The sequence below is a fragment of the Streptomyces sp. RLA123 genome (assembly GCF_056270165.1).
This window is the reverse complement of record NZ_JBWDOR010000003.1, coordinates 3171529-3193575: the sequence shown is the minus strand read 5'-3', so window position 1 is coordinate 3193575 and position 22047 is coordinate 3171529. Positions and strand designations below refer to the sequence as shown.

General features: G+C 72.3%; 22 protein-coding genes. 17 read left to right on the top strand and 5 right to left on the bottom strand.

Annotated elements, in window-relative coordinates:
* Positions 1 to 49 precede the first annotated feature (49 nt).
* Both RV983_RS14330 and RV983_RS14325 read right to left on the bottom strand, forming a co-directional pair.
* Positions 50 to 1597 carry an N-acyl-D-amino-acid deacylase family protein gene (locus RV983_RS14330; protein ID WP_475986180.1) on the bottom strand — a complete coding sequence of 516 codons (1548 nt, stop codon included), beginning with the start codon at positions 1595 to 1597 and terminating at the stop codon, positions 50 to 52.
* Positions 1598 to 2155: 558 nt separating this feature from the next.
* Entirely contained in the window at positions 2156 to 3406 is a 1251-nt protein-coding gene (locus tag RV983_RS14325; RefSeq protein ID WP_475986179.1) for an alanine racemase, read from the bottom strand.
* Positions 3407 to 3516: 110 nt separating this feature from the next.
* Between RV983_RS14325 and RV983_RS14320 the strand changes: the two genes are divergently transcribed.
* The 3 genes from RV983_RS14320 to RV983_RS14310 are packed head-to-tail and all read left to right on the top strand — an operon-like array spanning position 3517 to position 5584.
* On the top strand, positions 3517 to 4428 hold the full coding sequence (locus tag RV983_RS14320) for a sugar kinase (protein WP_475986178.1): 912 nt from the start codon (positions 3517 to 3519) through the stop codon (positions 4426 to 4428).
* Positions 4425 to 5183: an IclR family transcriptional regulator gene (locus RV983_RS14315; protein WP_475986177.1), complete on the top strand. Its 759-nt coding sequence runs from the start codon at positions 4425 to 4427 to the stop codon at positions 5181 to 5183. Before RV983_RS14320 ends, RV983_RS14315 begins: the two co-directional genes overlap by 4 nt.
* On the top strand, positions 5180 to 5584 hold the full coding sequence (locus RV983_RS14310) for a RidA family protein (protein ID WP_475986176.1): 405 nt from the start codon (positions 5180 to 5182) through the stop codon (positions 5582 to 5584). Before RV983_RS14315 ends, RV983_RS14310 begins: the two co-directional genes overlap by 4 nt.
* A gap of 129 nt (positions 5585 to 5713) precedes the next feature.
* Here the strand turns inward: RV983_RS14310 and RV983_RS14305 are convergent, their stop codons facing one another.
* A complete protein-coding gene (locus RV983_RS14305) occupies positions 5714 to 7222 on the bottom strand; it encodes a chitinase (RefSeq protein WP_475986175.1) in 1509 nt (502 codons plus the stop codon).
* A 284-nt stretch (positions 7223 to 7506) separates the two neighbouring features.
* Here RV983_RS14305 and RV983_RS14300 point away from each other — a divergent pair, with 284 nt between their 5' ends.
* The 11 genes from RV983_RS14300 to RV983_RS14250 all read left to right on the top strand — a co-directional run bounded on the left by RV983_RS14300 (position 7507) and on the right by RV983_RS14250 (position 16560).
* Positions 7507 to 8415, top strand: coding sequence for a hypothetical protein (locus RV983_RS14300; protein WP_475986174.1), 909 nt, complete (start codon positions 7507 to 7509; stop codon positions 8413 to 8415).
* A 12-nt stretch (positions 8416 to 8427) separates the two neighbouring features.
* Positions 8428 to 9141 carry a Flp pilus assembly protein CpaB gene (cpaB, locus tag RV983_RS14295; protein WP_475986173.1) on the top strand — a complete coding sequence of 238 codons (714 nt, stop codon included), beginning with the start codon at positions 8428 to 8430 and terminating at the stop codon, positions 9139 to 9141.
* Complete coding sequence (locus tag RV983_RS14290; protein WP_475986172.1) at positions 9138 to 10703, top strand: CpaE/TadZ family protein; 1566 nt, start codon at positions 9138 to 9140, stop codon at positions 10701 to 10703. The genes cpaB and RV983_RS14290 overlap by 4 nt, the downstream gene beginning before the upstream one ends.
* On the top strand, positions 10700 to 11083 hold the full coding sequence (locus RV983_RS14285; protein ID WP_475986171.1) for a TadE/TadG family type IV pilus assembly protein: 384 nt from the start codon (positions 10700 to 10702) through the stop codon (positions 11081 to 11083). Before RV983_RS14290 ends, RV983_RS14285 begins: the two co-directional genes overlap by 4 nt.
* A complete protein-coding gene (locus tag RV983_RS14280) occupies positions 11080 to 12417 on the top strand; it encodes a CpaF family protein (protein ID WP_475986170.1) in 1338 nt (445 codons plus the stop codon). The genes RV983_RS14285 and RV983_RS14280 overlap by 4 nt, the downstream gene beginning before the upstream one ends.
* 11 nt (positions 12418 to 12428) lie before the next feature.
* Complete coding sequence (locus RV983_RS14275) at positions 12429 to 13352, top strand: type II secretion system F family protein (RefSeq protein WP_475990323.1); 924 nt, start codon at positions 12429 to 12431, stop codon at positions 13350 to 13352.
* A 19-nt stretch (positions 13353 to 13371) separates the two neighbouring features.
* Positions 13372 to 14256, top strand: coding sequence for a DUF5936 domain-containing protein (locus RV983_RS14270; protein WP_475990322.1), 885 nt, complete (start codon positions 13372 to 13374; stop codon positions 14254 to 14256).
* A gap of 269 nt (positions 14257 to 14525) precedes the next feature.
* Positions 14526 to 14717 (top strand): hypothetical protein, encoded by a 192-nt coding sequence (locus tag RV983_RS14265; RefSeq protein WP_475986169.1) that lies wholly within the window; start codon positions 14526 to 14528, stop codon positions 14715 to 14717.
* Complete coding sequence (locus RV983_RS14260; RefSeq protein WP_475990321.1) at positions 14714 to 15307, top strand: pilus assembly protein TadG-related protein; 594 nt, start codon at positions 14714 to 14716, stop codon at positions 15305 to 15307. Before RV983_RS14265 ends, RV983_RS14260 begins: the two co-directional genes overlap by 4 nt.
* A 221-nt stretch (positions 15308 to 15528) precedes the next feature.
* On the top strand, positions 15529 to 15912 hold the full coding sequence (locus RV983_RS14255; protein ID WP_475986168.1) for a hypothetical protein: 384 nt from the start codon (positions 15529 to 15531) through the stop codon (positions 15910 to 15912).
* Between the two features lie 3 nt (positions 15913 to 15915).
* Positions 15916 to 16560: an OmpA family protein gene (locus RV983_RS14250; protein ID WP_475986167.1), complete on the top strand. Its 645-nt coding sequence runs from the start codon at positions 15916 to 15918 to the stop codon at positions 16558 to 16560.
* Between the two features lie 462 nt (positions 16561 to 17022).
* Here the strand turns inward: RV983_RS14250 and RV983_RS14245 are convergent, their stop codons facing one another.
* A complete protein-coding gene (locus RV983_RS14245; RefSeq protein ID WP_475986166.1) occupies positions 17023 to 17391 on the bottom strand; it encodes a DUF192 domain-containing protein in 369 nt (122 codons plus the stop codon).
* A gap of 36 nt (positions 17392 to 17427) precedes the next feature.
* Between RV983_RS14245 and RV983_RS14240 the strand changes: the two genes are divergently transcribed.
* Positions 17428 to 18138: a prepilin peptidase gene (locus RV983_RS14240; RefSeq protein ID WP_475986165.1), complete on the top strand. Its 711-nt coding sequence runs from the start codon at positions 17428 to 17430 to the stop codon at positions 18136 to 18138.
* A 32-nt stretch (positions 18139 to 18170) separates the two neighbouring features.
* Here RV983_RS14240 and mgrA read toward each other — a convergent pair whose 3' ends face one another.
* Positions 18171 to 19211 carry an L-glyceraldehyde 3-phosphate reductase gene (gene mgrA, locus RV983_RS14235; protein WP_475986164.1) on the bottom strand — a complete coding sequence of 347 codons (1041 nt, stop codon included), beginning with the start codon at positions 19209 to 19211 and terminating at the stop codon, positions 18171 to 18173.
* A 111-nt stretch (positions 19212 to 19322) separates the two neighbouring features.
* Between mgrA and RV983_RS14230 the strand changes: the two genes are divergently transcribed.
* Together RV983_RS14230 and RV983_RS14225 are read left to right on the top strand one after the other, a co-directional pair.
* Entirely contained in the window at positions 19323 to 20096 is a 774-nt protein-coding gene (locus tag RV983_RS14230) for an isoprenyl transferase (RefSeq protein ID WP_475986163.1), read from the top strand.
* Positions 20097 to 20712: 616 nt separating this feature from the next.
* Positions 20713 to 22032, top strand: coding sequence for a PhoH family protein (locus RV983_RS14225; protein ID WP_475986162.1), 1320 nt, complete (start codon positions 20713 to 20715; stop codon positions 22030 to 22032).
* The last annotated feature ends 15 nt before the right edge of the window (positions 22033 to 22047 follow it).

The window sequence follows — 22047 nt, the reverse complement described above, 5'->3', positions numbered from 1 at the left end:
ATCCCCCTCGCCCCGTGTTCTTGGCCACGTGTGAGCCGTACAGGTGACGTCAGGACCGTACGGAACGGCCCGCCAGCACGTCCGTGCGGCGGCCGTCCTCGATGACGAACCGGCCGTCGATCAGCACGTGCGGAACACCGATCGGCGCCGCGCGCGGCCGCTCGTACGTCGCGCCCGCCGCCACCGTCGCCGGGTCGAACAGCACCAGGTCGGCGCGGTGGCCCTCGCGGACCAGCCCGCGGTCGGGCAGCCGCAGCCGGGCGGCGGGCCGCCCGGTCAGATGCGCGACGCACTCCTCCAGCGAGAGCACCCCCAGCTCCCGCACGTAGCGGCCGAGATAGTGCGGGAACGTGCCGTACGCACGCGGATGCGGCTTGTCCCCGACGAGCAGCCCGTCGCTGCCCCCGGTGTGCACGCGGTGCCGCATGATCGCCCGCACGTTCCCCTCATGGCCCACGTGCTGGAGGATCGTCGTGCCCAGCCGGTCCTCCAGCAGCAGCCGGCGCGCGGTGGCGAAGTCCGGTACCCGGCGGCCGACATGAGCCGCGAGCGCCGGCTCGCGCACCCCGGACACCTCGATCGCCGACCAGTCCACGGGCACCCCGTGGCAGCCGTCGGAACCCTCCACCTCCATCGCGTGCCGGATGCGGTCCGCCGTCACCCCGTCCCGCAGACGGGCGAGCGTCGCCTCGGGACCGCCCTCGGTCGCCCAGCTCGGCAGCGTCGCCACGAGCGTCGTGCAGCCCGGCAGATACGGATATGTGTCCAGGCTGATGTCAGCGCCCGCCGCCAGCGCCTCGTCCAGCAGCGCCAGCAGCTCCGGGGCGCGGCCCTCGTTCACCTCGAAGTTCATCGTCGCGTGCGCCAGATGCAGGGCGCAGCCGGCCTCGCGGGTCAGCGCGATCATCTCCGCGTACGCCTCCAGCGCGCCCGCGCCGTAACTGCGGTGATGCGGGCAGTAGTAGCCCCCGTGGGCGGCCACGACCCGGCACAACTCGGTCAGTTCCGCGTCCGAGGCGTACATGCCCGGGGTGTACGTCAGCCCCGAGGACATTCCCACCGCCCCCTGCGCCATGCCCTCCGCGACCAGTTCCCTCATCCGGTCCAGCTCGGCCGGCGTCGCCGGGCGGTCCTCCCACCCCACGGCCAGCATCCGCACGCTGCCCTGCGGCACGAGGTACGCGGCGTTCACCGCCACCCCCCGGTCCAGGCGGTCCAGGTACTCCCCGACGCTCCGCCAGTCCCACTCCAGCCCCTCCGGGGCGCCGTTCCACCCCGCGAGCTGGCTGCGCAGTCCGGCGAGGGTGGCGTCGTTCACGGGCGCGTACGACAGCCCGTCCTGGCCCAGCACCTCCAAGGTCACCCCCTGCGCCGCCTTCGCCTCGTGCGCGGGGTCGGTCAGCAGGGCGAGGTCGCTGTGCGCGTGCATGTCGATGAATCCCGGCGCGAGCGCCAGGCCGGTGGCGTCCAGTTCGCGGCGGGCGCCGCGCACGGTGCCGATTGCCGCGACGCGGCCTCGGTCGATGCCGATGTCCGCTCTGTACGGGGTACCTGCGGTGCCGTCCACGACGGTCGCATTGCGAATGGCCAAGTCCATGCGGGCCTTTTCCTCTCACGCCGTGCTTTTCCCCGCCCGCCCGCCCGTGTGCCCGGCGCGGTAAGTGCGGGGCCCTGCGCTTTGTTCGTGGTGGGGGTCGGTGCCGCGCCGGAGTCCGTCCTCGGCGCTCGCGGTTCGGCCCCACATCGTCCGGCATCGGGCCACGCGGTCGCCGCTCGTCGCCTGCGGGCGCACGCCGCCACACCCCCTCCCGAGTCCGGCTGGGCGACTGACGGCCGGTGGGGTGTCTGTTGGCGGCGACGGCTACGCCTTTGGACAGCGCGGCGCCAACAGACACCCCACCGGGGATCAGGCGCGAAAGCTCACGGAGTGGGCGGGGGTGGTGGGGGCACCCCCGGCCGGAGGCTGGGGGAGGGTGGGTGTTCTGGACACTGGAGCATCTGTGGGTGCATGACCCGGAGTGCGCGGCACCAAGCGCCTGAGGCACCTGAATGCGCTGTCCAGAAGGGCCGGCCCCGGACCCGGCCCCCAGAAAACTCGCGCCGGGGGCACCTGGCTTCCCGGGGCACACGGGAGGGCGGGCGGGGAAAATGGAGGTCAGAAGAACGTGCGGACGAAGTCCGTCACGACCCCGGTCTCGCCCACGACCGGCACAAGCTGCCATTTGTCGAACGCCGTGCAGGGGTGCGACACCCCCAGGCCCACCCAGTCCCCGACCGCCAGGTCAGCCCCTTCGGGCGCCACGGACACGAACGCGTGCTGGTCGGCGAGTCTGGTGACCGTGAGCCCGGTCGCCGGGACGGCGGGGTCGGAGCCTCCGCCGCGGCGCACGACCTGCGGCACCGGGAGGCCGAGGTCGTAGGGCGCGTCGCGCTTGCCCGCGTTGAGCAGGGCGAGCCCCGGTTCGGGCCGGGAGAGCACCTGGGCCCACAACCGGAACGCGGGCTCCAGCGACCCCTCCCCGGCGATGCGGTCGCGGAAGGGGGTGACGTCCCGGTAGTGGACGTCGTCGTGCGTGACGTAGGCACCGGACCGCAGGAGCTTCAGCACGGGCCGTGACAAGGAGAGGTCCCCGAGTGCGGCGAAGGACTCCGCGACCGCGTCGAACCATTCGCTGCCGCCTGCGCTGACCACGATCTCCTCGGCCGCACCGAAGCGTCCCGCCGCGTCGAAGTCCCGTGTCAGTGCGACCAGTTCGGCCAGCCAGGCCCGCGGGTCGGCCGCCGGCGACTCGTAGCCGGCGACGCCGACCAGGCGCAGGTGCCGAGCGCGGGTCACCGCGTCGGCGACGCGCGCCGCCTCGGCCGGTCCGCGCACTCCCGTGCGGCCGCCGTCCGCGCCGAGTTCCACGACGACGTCCACGACGTGCGTGAGGGCCGCGTCCATGAGCTCGGCCCCCCGCACGGAGTCGACGTAGCAGACGAAGCGGAAGTCCGGGTCTGCCGCGAGCTCGCGGGCGAGCCAGCGCAGCGCCGCCGCGTCGACGAGTTCGTTGGCGAGGAAGACCCGCCGCACGCCGAACGCCCGGTAGACCCGCACCTGGTGCGGGGTCGCGGCGGTGATCCCCCAGGCGCCGTACTCGATCTGGCGGGCGAACAGTTGCGGGGCCATGGTGGTCTTGCCGTGGGGGGCGAAGGCGAGCCCGTGCTTGCCGGCGTAGGCGGCGAGCTGGGCGAGGTTGTGCTCCAGGGCGGGCGCGGAGAGCGTGAGCAGCGGGGTGGTGAAGCCGCCGTCGAACAGGGAGCGGCGTTCGGCGGCGAGTTCGCCGACGGTGCGTCCGTCCGCGTCGGGCGGAAGGCCCTTGAAGCGGTGATCCACGCGTTCCTCGCGCAGCTCGTCGATCCGCATCGCGCCTCCCAGGAGTGTTGCAGTATGTGCAATGGTCATTGCGTGCTGTGTTCCGACGTGTCTAACATCCCTGCCGGCGCCGGGTCAACGGTGCCCGGAAGGGAGCCCAAGTGACCGTGGACGTTGTGTGCGTGGGCGAATCCATGGTGACCTTCGTGCCCTCCGCGCCGGGGCAGCGCCTCGCCGAGGCCGCCTCGTTCACGCGCGGGACCGGCGGCGCCGAGTCCAATGTCGCCTGCGCTCTCGCCCGGCTCGGCCATACCGCCCGCTGGGTCAGCCGGGTCGGCGCGGACCCGTTCGGGGACCACCTGCTCGCGGAGATCGCCGCGGCCGGGGTCGACGTCTCCGGCGTGCGCCGCGACCCCGACCGCCCCACCGGTGTCTACTTCCGCACCGGGGACGGCGAAGTCGCCTACTACCGGGCCGGCTCCGCGGCGACCGCCCTGTCCCCGGCGGCCGTCGGCCGCGAGGAGGCCTGGGCGGGCCGGGTCCTGCACCTGTCCGGCATCACCGCCGCGCTCTCGGCGGGCTGCGCCGACCTCGTGCGTGAGCTGACCGCGCCGGGACCCGGGCGCCCGCTGGTCTCCTTCGACGTCAACTACCGCCCCGTACTGTGGCGGTCCGGTGACCCGGCGCTGCTCGCCGTACTCGCCCGCCGCTGCGACCTGGTCCTGGTCGGCGAGGACGAGGCGGAGGCCGCCTGGGGCCTGCCGGACGCCGACGCCGTGCGGGAGGCGCTGCCGGAGCCCGCCGTCCTCGTCGTCAAACAGGGCGCGCTGGGAGCCACCGCGTACGAGGGCGGCGGCGACGGCGTCTTCGTCCCCGCGGCCGCCACGCCCGTGGTCGACCTCGTCGGCGCGGGCGACGCCTTCGCCGCCGGATTCCTGTCCGCGACGCTGCGCGCGCAGCCGCTGCCGGACCGTCTCGCCCGCGGCCACGCGCTCGCCGCCGCGGTGATCGGGGTACGCGGCGATTCCCTTGCCCCACTCGGCGAGGAGGCATGGGGGAGACTGCGCGCATGAGCCAGACCGTGGACCGCGCCCTGCGCATCCTGCCCCTGCTCGCGGAGGGACCCGCCAACCTCGAACAGGTCGCCGTCCGCCTGGACGTGCACAAGTCCACCGCGCTGCGGCTGCTGCGCACCCTGCACGAGCACGGCATGGTCTACCGCCAGGACGACCAGCGCTACCGCCTGGGCACCCGGCTGTTCGCCCTCGCCCAGGAGGCGATGGAGAACCTGGACGTCCGCGGCATCGCCCACCCGCACCTCGTCGCCCTGGGCGAACTGACCGGCCACACCGTGCACCTCGCCGTGTACGAGGAGGGCGAGGTCGTCTACATCGACAAGGTCGACAGCCGCTACCCGGTGCGCATGTACTCGCGGATCGGCAAGCCCGTGGCCATCACCGTGGCGGCCGTCGCCAAACTGCTGCTGGCCGACCTGCCCGAGGCCGAGCGGCGCGCGGTCGCCAAGGGGCTGGAGTACCCGCGCTACACGTCCCGTTCCATCCCGGATGCCGCGGCCCACCTGGCCGAACTCGCCCGGGTCCGGGAGCAGGGCTGGGCGAGCGACCTCGGCGGGCACGAGGAGTCGATCAACTGCGTCGCCGCGCCGATCCGCGGCGCCGACGGGCGCGTCACGGCCGCCTGTTCCCTGTCCGCCCCCAATGTGGTCGTCAGCGCGCAGGACCTGCTCGAACTGCGTCCGCAGGTCCAGCGCACCGCTGAGGCGATCAGCCGCGAGTACTGCGGAAAACCCAGCCAAGGAGCCCGATGAGCGACAAGAGCGCGATCACCCCGGCGAGCCACACCACCCCGCCGGCGAAGTTCTCCCACGGTGTCCGCAAGGGCAACATCCTCCAGGTCGCCGGCCAGGTCGGCTTCGGCCCCGCAGTGCCGGGCCGGGCCCCCGCCCCGGTCGGGCCGGGGCTGCGGGAACAGGCCCTGCAGACCCTCGCGAACGTCGAGGCGGTACTGGAGGCGGGCGGCGCCTCCTGGGAGGACGCCGTCATGATCCGTGTCTACCTCACGGACACCGCGCACTTCCCCGAGTTCAACGCCCTTTTCGACGAGTACTTCGCCGGCCTGAAGGGCGTCCCCGCCGCCCGTACGACGGTCTACGTCGGCCTGCCCGCCGGGCTGCTCGTCGAGATCGACGCCCTCGCCGTCCTGGGCTGAGGCCGGTCGTCGCCGGCGGGTGCGGGGGGGGGGACATCCCGGGGGGACACCACAGGGGGACACCGCGCCCCCGGGGAACGGGACCTCTCCCGGGGGCGCGGTGCGGCGGTGGGCGGTGGACCCGGCGGGTTACGGCAGGGCGTGCACGTGCGGGCCGACCGTGCCGGAGAAGCCGTTGCCGTTCGTCGCGTCCCAGTTGGTGGACCAGGTCATCGCGCCGCGCAGCCCCGGCCAGGTGGTGGAGGGCTTGAACGAACCGCAGTTGGTGCCCTTGGTCAGGCAGTCCAGGGCGTTGTTCACCACGGCCGGCGAGACGTAGCCGCTGCCCGCCGCCCGGGTGGACGCCGGCAGGCCGAGACCCACCTGCGAGGGGGCCAGGCCGCTCTGCAACTGGATGCAGGCCAGGGCGGTGATGAAGTCGACCGTGCCCTGCGAGTACACCTTGCCGTCGCAGCCGTTCATGGAACCGCTGTTGTAGTACTGGGTGTTGACGACGGTCAGGATGTCCTTGATGTTGAGCGCGGTCTGGAAGTAGCCGAAGGACGTCGACTGCATGTCGATGGTCTGCGGGGCCATGGTGATGATCAGCCCGGAGCCCGCCTTGGCCGACAGGGAGCGCAGCGACTGCGTCATCCAGGTCGCGTTGATCCCGTTCTCCAGGTCGATGTCGACGCCGTCGAACCCGTAGGTCTGCATCAGCGAGAAGACGCTGTTGGCGAAGTTGTTCGCCGAGGTGGAGTCGGTGACGCTGATCGTGCCGTTCTGGCCGCCGACGGAGACGACGACCTTCTTGCCGGCCGCCTTCTTCGCCGCGATGTCGGCCTTGAACTGGCTGACGGAGTAGTTCAGCGCCGGGTCGAGGGTGAAGGAGACCGCGCCGGGCGTGGTGGTGGCGTCCGCGAAGCTGACCGCGATGATGTCGTACTGGCTCGGCACCTGGGCGATGGTCTGCACCGTGGCGCCGTTGTTGAAGTTCTGCCAGTAGCCGGTGAGCACGTGCTTGGGCAGCGAGCCGCCACCGGTGGGCGTCGGGGTCGGCGTGGGGGTCGGCGTCGGGGTCGGGGTGGGCGTCGGGGTGGGCGTCGGGGTCGGGGTGGGCGTCGGGGTGGGCGTCCCCGAGCCGGGTGCACCCAGCAGGCTCACGTCGTCCGCGAGGTAGGCGGGCTGCGCGTACCAGCCGTGGAGGTAGACGGTGACCGAGGTGGTGCTCGCGCCCGTGGTGAAGCTCGTGGACAGCGGCTGGTACGAGGTCGCGGACGGGGTCCAGACCGAGGCCTCCGCCATGCCGGTGCCGGTGGCGCCGAGGTAGACGTAACTGCCCTGGACGTAGGCGCTCAGCGTGTACGCCGAGTTGGGCCGGACGCTGATGGTCTGCGAGCAGCGGGAGTTGTCCGAGGAGGACGGCGTGCCTTGCAGGGCCTTGGTGCCGCCGTGCACGGGGGAGCCGACGACCGCGCCGCTGGAGGCGGTGCACGTCCAGCCGGACAGCCCGCTCTCGAATCCGCCGTTGGTCACGAGATTGGTGTCGGCGGCGTTCGCGCTGCCGGAGTTGGCGACGAGTCCCGCCACCGCGAGGGCGGCGGCGCCGACGGCCGCCGCGGCTCTGAGGGCGGTACTCCGCGGGCGTGCGAGTTCCACTACTGCCTCCTGGGGGCGAGGAGTTGGGCAACGGGTACGCGAGTGGCCACTCTTGTGGGATCGCAGTTTGGTCCAGACCAATGCCGCGGTCAATACCCCGGCGTGGCCCGCCGCCGCGCGGCCCCGGCCGCGCATATGCGCCGAGCATCTGCGCCCGCGCGCGTATTCGTCCCGTCACATGGGTACCGACTTCATCAAGTGTTCGGCGACTTAGCGCACTGCTCCCACTACACACCGATAGGCTCACCGCGATGGGACTGGGCGGGAGTTCCGGGAGGCAACGCGTGTCGAGTGTCATAGCGGTCACGACGGACGACCTCGCGCTCCCCCTGGAGGAGCACGTGAGCCGCACCGTCGCCGCTCTGGAGGCCCACGGCCACCTCGTCCTCCTCGTGCCGCCCGACCCCGCCGATCCGGTGCGCCGCCGTGTGCACACCGTACGGACCGCCCTGGAGGCGGACCGGGTGGCGATCGTGCCCGTCGACCTGCCGCCGCTGGCCGCCGTGCTGCTCGCCGAGCAGTTGCGGCAGCTCGCCGCGACCGACCTCGGGCCGGGGGTGCTCGCGGGGGCCGCCCGTCTGCTGTCGCACTATCTCCACTCCGGCGCCCTGGTGGGTTCCGTCGCCAGACTCGACCGCGTGGAGGTCCCCGTCGGCGCGCACCTGAAATCGCTGATGCCCGGCCGCCACTTCGCCGTCCTCGCCCACCCCGAGCCGCACCTGGTCGAAGCCGACCCCTCCGCGGTGCCCGCCGGCCCGGCCTTCCTCACCCAGCTCGCGTTCGCCCAGGGCCACGGTCTCGACCCCGGCTGGGTCACCGGCCCGCTCGCCCGCGCCTGGCGCGCCCAGCACGTGCGCGAGGTGCCGCTGCCCGCGGACTCCGCGCGCTGGTGGGGGACCGGCAAGCTGGTCGAGTTCACCGCGTACATCTCCGACGTGGGCGTGCTCTACCAACTGGTCACCTCCGTGCGCCGGGACAGCTGCGGCTGGTGCGGCCTCGCGGTCATCGGCGACCGCTGCCTGTTCTGCTCGGCCCCGGTGGACGGACTCCAGCGCATCCGGCCGCCGGAGCGGCCGCGTCAGGTCGTGCACACCCAGCGGAGCACGCACACCCTCGCGTCCCGCACCACCCCCTCCCTCCCGTCCCCTCCCTCCGAAGGCTCTCCCCACCAGCACTCGGCACTTGAGCGATAGGGCCCCACCTCTATGAACTCACGTCAGCGTCGCGGCGTCGTCCTCCTCGTGGTCTCCGTGCTCTGCGCGCTCGCCGCGTTCGCGGGAGTCGTCACCGTCATCGGCGACGCGCGCTCCCAGGTCGGACCCAAGGTGACCGCGTACCGGCTGGCCAAGGACGTCCCCGCGTACGAGCCCATCGGCCGCGGCCAGTTGGAGGTGGTCCGGATACCCGAGCGCTGGCTGCCCGCCACGGCCGTCCGGGACGTCGGGCAGCTCAGCGGCAAGATCGCCGCCGTCCCGCTGGAGCGCGGATCGCTGCTGCAGACCGACATGGTCGCCCAACGTCCCGCCCTTCAGGCCGGCCAGATGGAGATCGCGATCATGATCGACGCGGAGACCGGCGTCGCCGGCAAGATCACACCGGGCGCCGGGGTCAATATCTTCGCGACCTTCGCGCCCCGCAAGGACACCGATCCCGAGGTCTCGAAGATCATCGTGGCGAACGCCCGGGTCATCGACGTCGGCGAGATCAAGGCGTTCGACACCGGCAGCGACAGTCAGCGGGCCGGGGGCAAGGGCGTCCCCATCACCTTCGCCCTCGGCGCCGAGGACGCCCAGCGCGTCGCCTTCGCCGAGTCCTTCGCCCGGCACGTGCGCCTCGCCCTGGTCGCCCCGGGAGACGACACCGCGCCGTCCGCACGGGACCGCACCTACACCCTCGCCCGCGACGGGGCCGCCTCGTGAACGGCGTCCGCATCCTGTCCGGCACCCCGGACCCCGACACCGCCCGCGCCCTCACCGGTCTGCTCCACCAGCTGCCCGGCGCCGACCCCGGCCCCGCGCTGCCCGACTCGACCACCCTCCTCGACGTCCTCGCGCGGGCCGCGGACACCGGGATCGACGAACTGCCCGAGGCCGTCGTCGTCCACGACCGCATCAGCCCGATGCCCGCCCTGGAGGTCATCCGGGAGATCGCGCTGCGCTTCCCGGCCGTCGGCGTCGTCCTGCTCACCACCGACGCCAGCCCCGCGGTCCTCTCCGGCGCCATGGACGCCGGCGCGCGCGGCGTCGTCTCGCTGCCCCTGTCGTACGACGAACTCGGGGCCCGTATCGAGGCGGCCGCCGGCTGGGCCACGGGCGTGCGGCGCCATCTCAGCCCGCAGCAGGCCGCGCTGCCCGCCGTGCCCGGCGGGACCATGGTCGCCGTCGCCGGGGCGAAGGGCGGGGTCGGCACCACCGTGATCGCCGTCCAGCTCGCCCTCGCCGCGCAGGCCGCCGGCAAGTCGACCGCCCTGGTCGACCTCGACCTCCAGGGCGGCGACATCGCCTCCTACCTCGACGTCCAGTTCCGCCGCTCGGTCGCCGACCTCGCGGACATCCCCGACGTGACCAGCCGCGTGCTCCAGGACGCCATGTACGTCCATGAGTCCGGGCCCGCGCTCCTGCTCGCCCCCGGCGACGGCGAGCGCGGCGAGGAGGTCACCGACCGCTCGGCACGGCACGTCCTGCACGCGCTGCGGCAGCGCTACGAGGTCGTCGTCGTGGACTGCGGCACCCAGATGACCGGCGCCAACGCGGTCGCCGTCGAGACCGCCGACACCGCGCTGCTCGTCACCACCCCGGACGTCGTCGCCGTGCGCGCCGCCAAGCGCATGGTGCGCCTGTGGGACCGGCTCCAGATCCGCAAACCGCAGGACGTCCTCGTCACCGTCAACCGGCACACCCGCGGCAGCGAGATCCAGCCCTCGCTGGTCGCCCGCATCACCGGGACCAGGGTCTCCGCCGCCGTCGTGCCCGCGGCGTTCAGGGAACTCCAGGCCGTCGTCGACGCCGGACGGCTCCAGGACCTCGACAACCGCTCCACCGTCAAGCAGGGCGTGTGGGCGCTGGCCGCCGAGGTGGGCCTGTCCGCGGCCGGCAGCGCCCTCGTCCCCCGGAAGGGCCGCCGCGCGCGCGGCGACCAGGGCCAGGTCGTGCTGGAGACGCTCGGCATGACGCCGCTGATCCTCGTCGTGCTGATCCTGGTCTGGCAGGCGGTGCTCACCGGCTACACCTTCACCCTCGCCGGGCACGCCGCCGACCAGGCCGCCCGCGCCGCCGCGGTCGGCAAGGACGCCCGCGCCGCGGCGGTCGACGACCTGCCGGGCGCCTGGGACCAGGTGACCGTGGACTCCGGCAGGGCCGACGGCATGGTGGACGTGACCGTGGGACTGAGGGTGCCCGTGCTCTTCCCCGGCGCCGTCGACTTCCCGCTGTGGATCCACGGCCACGCCTCGGCGGTCGACGAGGAGGTGGACGCCCCGTGACGCCCCGCTCCCGGCGGCGGGACCGGGGCAGCGCCTCGCTGGAGTTCCTGGGGATGCTGCCCATCCTGCTGCTCATCGCCCTGGCCGGCGTCCAGTTGGGCCTCGCGGCCTACACCGCGGCCCAGGCCGGCACCGCCGCCCGCGCCGCCGCCCGCATGGAGGCCCGCCACGACCACCCCCTGAGCGGTTCGGCGGCCGGCACCCAGGCCGTCAGCTCCTGGCTGCGGGACGGCACGAACGTGACCACCGGCGACGGCGGCGACGCCACGCGCGCCACGGCCACGATCGAGATCCCCTCGGTGATCCCGGGCCTGAGCCCCGGCTCCGTCACCCGCAGCGCCACCATGCCCAGGGAGGACGAGGAAGGGGCCGACGGATGAGCCTGCGCGACCGGATCGCGGCCGGCGACGACACCGCCCCGCAGACGCAGGAGGGCCACCTCGTGGCCGTCTACCGCGCCAAGCTGCTCCAGGAGATCGACCTCGCCGAGATGTCGGCGCTCGCCGCCGCCGAGCGCCGCGTACGCCTGGAGCGCGTACTGGGCCACATCATCAGCCGCGAGGGCCCGGTGCTCTCCACGAAGGAGCGCACGGGCGTCATCCGCCGGGTCGTCGACGAGGCCCTGGGCCTCGGCATCCTCGAACCGCTGCTGGAGGACGCGTCGATCACCGAGATCATGGTCAACGGCCCGGACCGGATCTACATCGAACGCGGCGGCCGGGTCGAGCCCGTCGACGCCCGCTTCAGCAGCGCGGAGCAACTGCTGCAGACCATCGAGCGGATCGTCTCCACGGTCAACCGCCGGGTGGACGAGTCGAACCCGATGGTCGACGCCCGCCTGCCGTCCGGCGAGCGCGTCAACGTCATCATCCCGCCGCTCTCGCTGACCGGCCCGATCCTGACGATCCGCCGCTTCCCCCGCGCGTACGCCCTGCACGAGCTGATCGGACTCGGCACGCTCGACGAGCACATGCTGATGCTGCTCTCCGCTCTCGTCCGGGCGAAGTTCAACATCATCGTCAGCGGCGGCACCGGCTCCGGCAAGACCACCCTGCTCAACTCGCTGTCCGGGCTGATCCCCGACGGCGAGCGCATCATCACCGTCGAGGACGCGGCGGAACTCCAGCTCCAGCAGGAGCACGTCGTCCGCCTGGAGAGCCGGCCGCCCAACGTCGAGGGCCACGGCCGGATCACCATCCGCGACCTGGTGCGCAACTCGCTGCGCATGCGCCCGGACCGGGTCATCGTCGGTGAGGTGCGCGGCGGCGAGACCCTCGACATGCTCCAGGCGATGTCCACCGGCCACGACGGCTCGCTGGCCACCGTGCACGCCAACTCGGCCGAGGACGCGGTGCTGCGGCTGCAGACCCTGGCGTCGATGTCCGAGGTGAAGATCCCCTTCGAGGCGTTGCGCGACCAGATCAACAGCGCGGTGGACGTGATCGTCCAGCTCCGCCGCGACGTGGACGGCACCCGCCGCATCGCCGAGATCGCGATGCTCTCCTCCCGCGGCCGGGACACCTTCCGGCTCACCAGCGCCACCCGCTTCCGCGCCGAGCCGATGGGCGCCGACCGGATCGTACGCGGCTGGTTCCAGCACCAGCCGGTGCCCCGGGAGATGGCGGAACGCCTGTACCTGGCGGGGGAGTCGGTCCCCGCGGCGTTCGGGGTCGGGGACACCGAGCTGGAGCTGTCCACCAGGGAGGCGAAGTGAGTTCCGCGACGATGGCACTGGCCGTGCTGGGCGTGACCGGCATCGCCCTGCTGCTCGGCGTGTGGGGACTGCACGCCTGGTCCGGCGGCCGCGCCGAGCGGGCCGCCCTGGTCGACCGGCTGGCCGAGGTCCCGGCCGGCCGGCGCAGCGCGGTCGCCTTCTCCGGACTGGACCGCCGGGTGCGCACCACCGGGTGGGGCAGGCGGCTCGCGGCCCGGCTCGCCGCGACCGGCACCGACCTGACACCCGGCCAGTTCACCGCCGCGGCAGTGGGCGTGGTCGGCGGGGCGTGGCTGGTGGCCGACGTGGTGCTGGCGCCCTTCTTCGGGCCGATCGCCGCGCTGCTCGCGGCATGGGCGGTCAGCTCCTTCCTCGGCTGGCGGCGGCGGGTGCGCACCGAGCGCTTCATCGCCCAGCTGCCCGACCTCGCGCGCGTCCTGGCCAACGCCACCCAGGCCGGGCTCGCCCTGCGCACGGCGGTCGCCATGGCCGCGGAGGAACTGGACGCGCCGGCCGGCGAGGAACTGCGCAAGGTCGCCGACGCGATGGCGCTCGGCCACTCCATCGAGGACGCCCTGGAGGAACTGCGCGAACGCCTCCCGAGCCGGGAGCTGGTGGTGCTGGTGTCGACCCTCGTCCTGTCCTCGCGGGCCGGCGGCTCGGTCGTGGAGTCGCTGCGGAACCTCACGGTGACACTGGAGGAGCGCAAGGAGACCCGGCGCGAGATCCGCACCCAGATGTCCCAGGTCACGGTCACGGCGTACGCGGTGCCGTTCATCGGCATCGGATCCCTGCTGCTCCTGGACCGGATCATGCCGGGCTCGCTCGCCGCGATGACCGGCTCGGGGGCCGGGCGGATCGCCGTCGTCGTCGCCCTCGGCCTGTACGTCGTCGGGTTCGCCCTCATCCGCCGCATGTCGCGGATCGACGTCTGAGGGGGGTGGGGCACCGGTGATCTCCCTCGCCCTGGCCGCCGCCGCCGCGCTGGCCGTCCTCGGCCTGTGCTACGGCATCGGCCTCTACCGCTCCGAGGCCAAGCTGCCGAGCGACCTCCAACTCGCCCTGGAGGTCGGCCGGACCCGCACCACGCGGGTCGGCAACGCCGTCGACCGCCTCGGCATCCGCTGGGCGCCGCTCGTCCTGCGCCTCATGGGCCCCACCCGCGTCAGCCGCGTCCGCGCCCGCATCGACCACGCGGGCCACCCCTACGGCCTGACCGTCGACCGCTACGCCGCCCGGCGCGCGGTCTACGGCGCCCTGGGCGGGCTCGCCGCCCTCGTCCTCCTCCAGGCCGGGAACTGGTTCGCCGCGCTGCTGATGGTCGCCTACGGCCTCGGCTGGACCGACCTCGGCATCTGGCTCGCCGTCCGCAAACGCCGCGACGAGATCGAGCGCACCCTCCCGGACTTCCTCGACGTCCTCGCGGTCGTGGTCAGCGCAGGACTCGGCTTCCGCCAGGCGCTCGAACGCGTCGCCTCCGTCTACAAGGGGCCGTGGAGCGACGAGATCCGCATCGCCCTGCGCCAGATGGACGTGGGCGTCAGCCGCCGCGACGCCTTCGACCAACTGCGCAGGCGCAACAGCAGTGAACAGGTGGGGCAGTTCGTCTCCGCCCTCCAGCAGGGCGAGGAACTGGGCGCGCCCATCGCCCGCACGCTGCTCCAGATCGCCACGGACATGCGGCGCACCGAGGCGCAGAACGCCCGCCGCCGCGCGGCCCGCACGGTGCCGCGCGCGACGGGCGTCATCACGACGCTGCTCGTCCCCGCGACGATGATCCTGCTCATGACCGGGACGATCCTCGGGTCCCGGATCAACTTCGGCGATCTGCTGGGGTGAGGGCGACATGGGTGAATGGCCGGGGGCCGGGGCGGGTAGTGACCGAAGCCCGCCCCATCGGGTGCGGAAGTCCGAGGTTGCGGTGTACCTTTGCAGTCGCAACCATATTTGCACCTGCAATCGAGCACGGATCGCAGCGGGTTGGCCCGAGGGGAGGCGGCGCACCGTGAACCTCGCCGCCGCCCTGTCCCGCCGCGACAGCCAGAGCCCGGCCGACGCAAGGGGCGCGGCCGGCGTACGTCACGTGACTACGGTTTGGGGCACGGAACATGAGCAGGTGGGTTGTGAAACGGCTGACGGCGCTGCGCGGCGACGCGGGGCAGACGTCCTTCGAGTATCTGGGGATCGCGGTCGTGATCGCGGTGATCATCGGGGTGCTCGCCGGCACGACGAACATCGGGACAACAGTTCTGAACGGCATCCTCGGAAAGATCCAGGACATCATCGACGCCGGTGGCTGAGCGGAGGCCGCCTCCAATCCGATAAGGGGCAGACGCTGGGCCTCTACATCGTTGCTGTGGCTGCCCTGTTCTTCCTCGCTTTCGCTTTCTTCGCCGTCGGCCAAGCCTCGTCCGTGCGCAACAGCGCGCAGACGGCGGCGGACGCGGCGGCGCTGGCTGCCGCCCGGGAGACGCGCGACGGTATCCGTGACGAGTTCTTGGACGCCTTGAAAGCCGGGGACCTCGACAAGCTGACGGACCTCCTCGCCGGCAACGGCATGCACGGCGCGGGTGTGTGCGGTGCAGCGAGTACCTTCGCTGCCGAGAACCGCGCAGTCATTGACACCTGCGACCTCGTCAGCGGACCGAACGGCGCGAAGGTCTCCCTCCATACGGAGGGGACGGTGGGCAGGTCGGTGGTGCACGGCACTGAGAACATGCACGCCCGCGCCACCGCCACCGGCGTGGTCGAAGCCCGGTGCACGGTGGACGACAAGGACGGTGACACGGTGAAGTTCAGCTGCGACAACGGGGACCTGAGCGTGGACCCGACAGCCGACGACTTCGATCTGAACCTGGCGGAGTTCTACTCCGTCCATCTCAGCGAGTAAGGAACGGGGGACCGATGCGATTCCGGGAGCGGATCAACGGGCGCAGGGGCATGACCGTCTTGGTCGTGACGGCGGGCCTGGTCCTTGCCTTGACGAGCTGCGGAGGCGGCAGCGGCGACAAGCCGGAGGGCAGCACTCCCTCGAAGTCCGGGCCTGCTCCGAGTAGTCCGGGTGTCGGGGCTGCGTCGCCGTCCACGGAGCCCACGCAGATTCTGGCCCAAATGAGGGGCGAGAAGGGCATCACGGTCACGATTAACGAGGCGACGCGCGATTCCGGGGGCTTCGTGACGGTGAAGGGCACTGTTGCGAACCACGGCTCTGGCTCGTTCAACGCCACAAGCTGGATCGGACCGGAGGTGGGGCTCGCGAAGTCTGGTGCATCGGTCGCCGGGGCGATGCTGATCGATGAGGTTGGCAAGAAGCGCTATTACGTGCTCCGGGATACCGACGGCATCTGCCTCTGTACGACTGAGTTGATCGGTATCCGACCCGAGGAGACCCGGCCGATCTTCGCCCAGTTCCCGGCTCCGCCGGCCACCACCACCGAGGTGGAGTTCCAGCTGCCGACGATGCCTCCGGCCAAGATCACGCTTTCGGAGGGGTGAGTCATGCCCCGTCCCCGACAAAAGGCCGTGGCCGCGGCCGCGTTGGCCCTCGCGCTGGCGCTTGTCGCCCCCGTGCCGGCGGCGCACGCGGACGACGTCCCGACGGCGCAGCCGACCCCGTCCGCGCCGACCGAGGTCGACGCGAAGGACCCGGAGCTGGAGCTCCCGGAGGGCGCGAAGCTGGCGCCGCCGAAGGTGCTGGACATCGTGTCGGTGACGGACGGGTCCTCCTCGGAGGACGCCTCCGCCGACGACGGGGAGGAGCGGCACGAGGAGTCCAACTCCTCGGTGACGTACGCCCTCCAGTCCGACGTGCTGTTCCCGAGGGACAGCGCGAAACTCAACCCGGCCGCGGCGGCGCGGATCCGGGCGATCGCGTCCGACATCGATGCCAGGAACGTGACGCAGCCGATCCGGGTCTTCGGCTTCACGGACAACCTCGGCTCCTACGAGCACGGCCAGGTGCTCTCCAAGAAGCGCGCTGACGCGGTCTACAAGATCCTCTCCGGGGAGCTGGCCTCACTCGGGAACGACAGCCATTCCTTCCAGGTCCGCGGATACAGCGAGGACTACCCGATCGCCGACAACTCCTCCGAGGCGGGCCGCAGGCAGAACCGCCGGGTGGAGATCACGTTCCGGCCCTCCTGACGCGCGCACCGCGGCGGGTCAACGGCGCGACTCACCCGGCCGGGGTACGCCGGACCCATGGGCTGTTAAATTCCCCGTCTACCCGCCCCGTCACGCGGAGTGACGAAAGGGGCACGTCATCGGTATGTTTTGGGTAGAAGGACACCGCTTATGGGGCCAAAGGGGTGAATCGGATTCCGGGTGCGGTCCTTTCTGAAAGGAACCTTCACATCTCCCTCATGACCTTGGTCCTGCACTGCGGCGGATACGCGGTACCTTGGAAACCCCCCCCTCGGGCCGGTCCGCTCTCCCCCCCTGCGGACCGGCCCGTCTCCTTTCTCCTCCGGCCCGGGAATACCGAACACGCACCGTGATCAAAAGGTGCCTCAGGGAAACCGCCGGACGACTGCCCCGACTGCCCTGACGCATCGGTGGCGCGGGTGGCACCCCGCCCTGGGCGGCGGGTCGGCAGCGGGCTCGCGGTCAGCGCTCCCCGGGTTCCACGCCCACCGTCACCCCGCGCACCAGCCCCCAGCCGGACATCGCGCCCGCCTCCGCCTCCAGCACGTACCGGGCCCGCAGCCGCGGCCGGCCGAGCCGGCCCGGGGCCATGGTGCGCACGGACAGCACGCGCAGCCGCCGGTCGAGGTAGGCGACGTCGATGGCGAAGCGCATGCCGAGGGTGTGGACGCTCGCGGCGGGCGTCAGGAGCAGGGCGCCGGCGACACCGTCACGCCCCAGCAGACCGCGGGTCCTGGCGCGGTAGGAGGCGGCGACCTCCAGCGGCACCACAGCGGCGGGCAGGCGCAGTTGCGCGGTGCCGTCGTGCAGGCGGGTGCGCAATGCGGTCACGTCCCTTCGGGTCACGGGCCCGTGTACGGTCGCCCGGTGCATGTCTATCCGATCGCCGTGGCCGTCGTCTGGGGAACGTGCGCGGGCCTGGTCCTGCCGCGTGCGGCCCACCGCCTGGCGGTCGGCGAGGAGCATCGGTGGCGGACCGGGAGCCCCGAGGGGGAGGTGTACCCGGCGGGAGCGGCGGGCTGGCTGGGTCCGGTGCGCGGCGCGCACTGGGCGGCCGGCCGGTGGTTCGCCCTGTGCACGGCGGCGCTGTGCGCGGTGCTCGCCGGCCGCCTGGGGGCCCGGCCCGAGCTCGCCGTCTGGCTGCTGCTGGTGCCTCTGGCGGTGCTGCTCGCCCGGGTCGACCTGACGGTTCTGCGGCTGCCGGACGTGCTGACGTTCCCTGCCGCCGCGGGGACGGCGGCGCTGCTCGGGGCCGCCTCGCTGGCCCCAGGACACGCCGGGTCGTGGCCGCGCGCCCTGCTCGGGGCGCTGGTGCTGGGGCTGCTCTATCTCGTGCTGCACCTGGTCAACCCCGGGGGCATGGGCTTCGGGGACGTCAAACTCGCGCCCACCGCCGGGCTCGTGCTGGGCTGGTACGGCTGGGACGCGCTGCTGGCCGGGACCTTCACGGCCTTCCTGCTGGGCGCGGTGACCGGGCTGGCCCTGCTGGCGAGCGGTCGCGCGGAGCGCGGCACGCCGCTGCCCTTCGGGCCGTTCATGCTGGCCGGCGCCCTGGCCGGGGTGCTGCTGCTCCCCTGACCAGGACGCCGGGCGGTGACGGTGCTTCCGGGTTACGCCTCGCTGCTGCGCGACCAGAGGTTGACGCCCGACTCCAGGGCCAACGTGTCGATCTGCGCGAGCTCCTGGTCGGTGAGGGCCGGTGCGCCCAAGGCGGCCACGTTGGCCTCCAGCTGGGCGACGCTGCTCGCGCCGATCAGCGCCGAGGTGATCCGCGGGTCGCGGAGCACCCAGCTGAGCGCGAGCTGCGCCAGCGACTGGCCGCGGCCCGCGGCGATGTCGTTCAGGCCGCGCAGCCGCCGGACGACCTCGTCGGTGATCAGCGTCGGGTCCAGGGACTTGCCCTGGGCGGCGCGCGAGCCCTCCGGGATCCCGTTGAGGTACTTGTCCGTCAGCAGGCCCTGGGCCAGGGGGACGAAGGGGATGCAGCCCATGCCCTCCTCGTCCAGGACGTCGAGCAGGCCCTCGTCCTCCACCCAGCGGTTGATCATGGAGTAGGAGGGCTGGTGGATCAGCGCCGGCACGCCCATCTCGCGCAGCAGCCGGGCCGCCTCGCGGGTGCGCTGCGGGCCGTAGGACGAGATGCCGACGTACAGCGCCTTGCCCTGCCGGACGGCGGACGCCAGGGCGCCCATCGTCTCCTCCAGCGGGGTCTCGGGGTCGTAGCGGTGCGAGTAGAAGATGTCGACGTAGTCCAGGCCCATGCGGCCCAGCGACTGGTCGAGGGAGGCCAGCAGGTACTTGCGGCTGCCCCACTCGCCGTAGGGGCCGGGCCACATGTCGTACCCGGCCTTGGTGGAGACGACCAGTTCGTCGCGGTAGGGACGGAAGTCCTGGGCGAAGATCGTGCCGAAGTTGGACTCGGCCGAACCGTAGGGCGGGCCGTAGTTGTTGGCCAGGTCGAAGTGCGTGACGCCGAGGTCGAACGCGCGGCGCAGGATGGCGCGCTGCGAGTCGAGGGTGCGGTCGTCGCCGAAGTTGTGCCAGAGGCCGAGCGAGATCGCCGGGAGCTTCAGGCCGCTGCGGCCCGACCGGCGGTACTCCATGGCGTCGTAGCGCTCGTCGGCGGCGCGGTAAAGGGTGCGAATATCCACGGAAGTCGTCCTATCACGAAGGCCCCCGGGAGCCCCCGCACCCGGTTCGGCGCCCCGTGGGGAGGCGCGTTAGGGTTGCCGCGGGGGGACGACCGCAGGAGGGGCCCGGCAATGAATCTGCGCGACCTGGTACGCCTCAGGTTGACCGATCTGTACGCCCACCGGGTGGAGCGGCGCCTGGACCCGGCTCAGAGCCCCAAGCACATCGGCGTCATCCTGGACGGCAACCGCCGCTGGGCCAAGGCCGCGGCGCGCACGACCGAACAGGGCCACCAGGCCGGCGCGGACAAGATCACCGAGATGCTGGGCTGGTCCGAGGAGACCGGCGTCCAGGTCGTGACGCTCTGGATGCTGTCCACCGACAACCTCGACCGCCCGGCCGAGGAACTCGTCCCGCTGCTCGGCATCATCGAGGACTCGGTCCGCGGCCTCGCGGCGACCGGCCGCTGGCGCGTCCACCACGTCGGGGCGAAGGACCTCCTGCCCGCGCGTACGCAGTCCGTCCTCAAGGAGGCCGAACAGGCCACCGAGGGCGTCGAGGGCATACTCGTGAACGTCGCCGTGGGATACGGCGGCCGCCAGGAGATCGCCGACGCCGTCCGCTCCCTCCTCCACGAGCACGCCGGACGCGGCACCTCCATCGAGGACCTCGCGGAGATCCTCGACATCGACCACATCGCGGAGCACCTCTACACCCGCGGCCAGCCCGACCCCGACCTCGTCATCCGGACCTCCGGCGAGCAGCGGCTGTCGGGCTTCATGCTGTGGCAGAGCGCCCACTCGGAGTACTACTTCTGCGAGGTCTTCTGGCCCGCGTTCCGCAAGGTCGACTTCCTGCGGGCCCTGCGCGACTACACGGCCCGCCACCGCCGTTACGGCAGCTGACGGCGGCCGGTCCGAGGGGCCGGTTTCCCGCGTGAAACGACACGCCGGGGTGGAGCACCCGTTCGGAGTATTGCCTTACGGTCCCGCAGTGCCGCCGCGAGAACTTCCGCACCGTGGTCCGCACGCCGGACCTCCGCACGCGCCCGGCTGCCCTTCGCACGACCGGCAGCGCCCTCTCCGGAGCGCCGGTGCCGCAGGTCGCAGGCCCGGAGAGCGCCCGGGGTGAGAGATACGCCACACCGGGGCGGGGCCGAATGCCGTGGCGGACGTGGCCGGATTGCGCTGCGGGGGCCGGTGGGAAAACGGCCGGAGAAGCGGCGGAGACGCGCGGGCTTGGGCCAACGGCTGTCATATGCAGTCGCATAGGCCTCCACTTTCGAGGGAATAGATCCGTCAGACCGGCATCCGGCCCATGGATGTCGGACAGCAGCGGACGGCACCTGGCTGTCCGCCCGGGAGGCCCTTTGCTCACGGACGTGCCGTTGTCAGCACTTGACTCATACGGCACTGACCGCGTCGACTCGAAGGGCCGTGGTTCGGCCCTGGTGGTCGCTCCCGGCCCTGTCCCGCGCGACGCCGTCGCACCCCGACCTCTTCCGAGGGGGTTCGTCCACACGTGGTGACCAGCAAGAATCGCCGTGAGCACGACCGGCGCACATATGTACTCGACACCAGCGTGCTGCTTGCCGACCCGCATGCCCTCCTCCGCTTCGACGAGCACGAGGTGGTACTTCCGGTCGTGGTGGTGACCGAGTTGGAGGCCAAGCGCCACCACCCGGAGCTCGGCTACTTCGCCCGCCAGGCGTTGCGGCTGCTCGACGAGTACCGGGTCCGGTACGGGCGGCTGGATGCGCCCATCCCGATCGGCGAGCTGGGCGGCACCCTGCGCGTCGAGCTGAACCATTCGGACCCGGGGGTGCTGCCGGCCGGCTTCCGGCTCGGCGACAACGACTCGCGCATCCTGGCGGTGGCCCGCAACCTGCAGGCCGAGGGCTACGACGTGACCGTCGTGTCCAAGGACCTGCCGCTGCGGGTCAAGGCGTCCGCCGTCGGCCTGCTGGCCGAGGAGTACCGGGCCGAGCTGGCGATCACCTCGGGCTGGACCGGTATGGAGGAGGTGGTGGTCCCGGCCGAGCAGGTGGACGAGCTCTTCCAGAGCGAGGTCGTCGATCTGCGCGAGGCGGACGGGCTGCCGGTGCACACGGGTCTGGTCCTGCAGTCCGAGCGCGGCAAGGCACTCGGCCGGGTCACGGCGGACGGACGTGTGCGGCTGGTGCGTGGGGACCGGGAGGTGTTCGGGATCCACGGCCGCAGCGCCGAGCAGCGGATCGCGCTCGACCTGCTGCTCGACCCGGACGTCGGCATCGTGTCGATGGGCGGCCGGGCCGGCACCGGCAAGTCGGCACTCGCGCTGTGCGCGGGTCTCGAGGCGGTGCTGGAGCGTCAGCAGCACCAGAAGGTCATGGTCTTCCGGCCGCTGTACGCCGTGGGCGGGCAGGAGCTCGGCTACCTGCCGGGCAGCGAGGCCGAGAAGATGAGCCCCTGGGCGCAGGCGGTCTTCGACACCCTGGGCGCGGTGACGTCCAAGGACGTCATCGAGGAGGTCGTGGCCCGCGGCATGCTGGAGGTCCTGCCCCTCACCCACATCCGCGGGCGGTCGCTGCACGACGCCTTCGTGATCGTGGACGAGGCGCAGTCCCTCGAGCGTAACGTCCTTTTGACCGTTCTGTCGCGCATCGGACAGAATTCCCGGGTTGTTCTCACCCATGACGTCGCCCAGCGCGACAACTTGAGGGTGGGTCGGTACGACGGCGTGGTGGCCGTCGTGGAAAAGCTCAAGGGGCACCCGCTCTTCGCGCACATCACGCTGACCCGCTCCGAGCGCTCGCCGATCGCCGCGCTCGTCACGGAGATGCTGGAGGACGGGCGGACGTGACCTGACCCTGCCGTC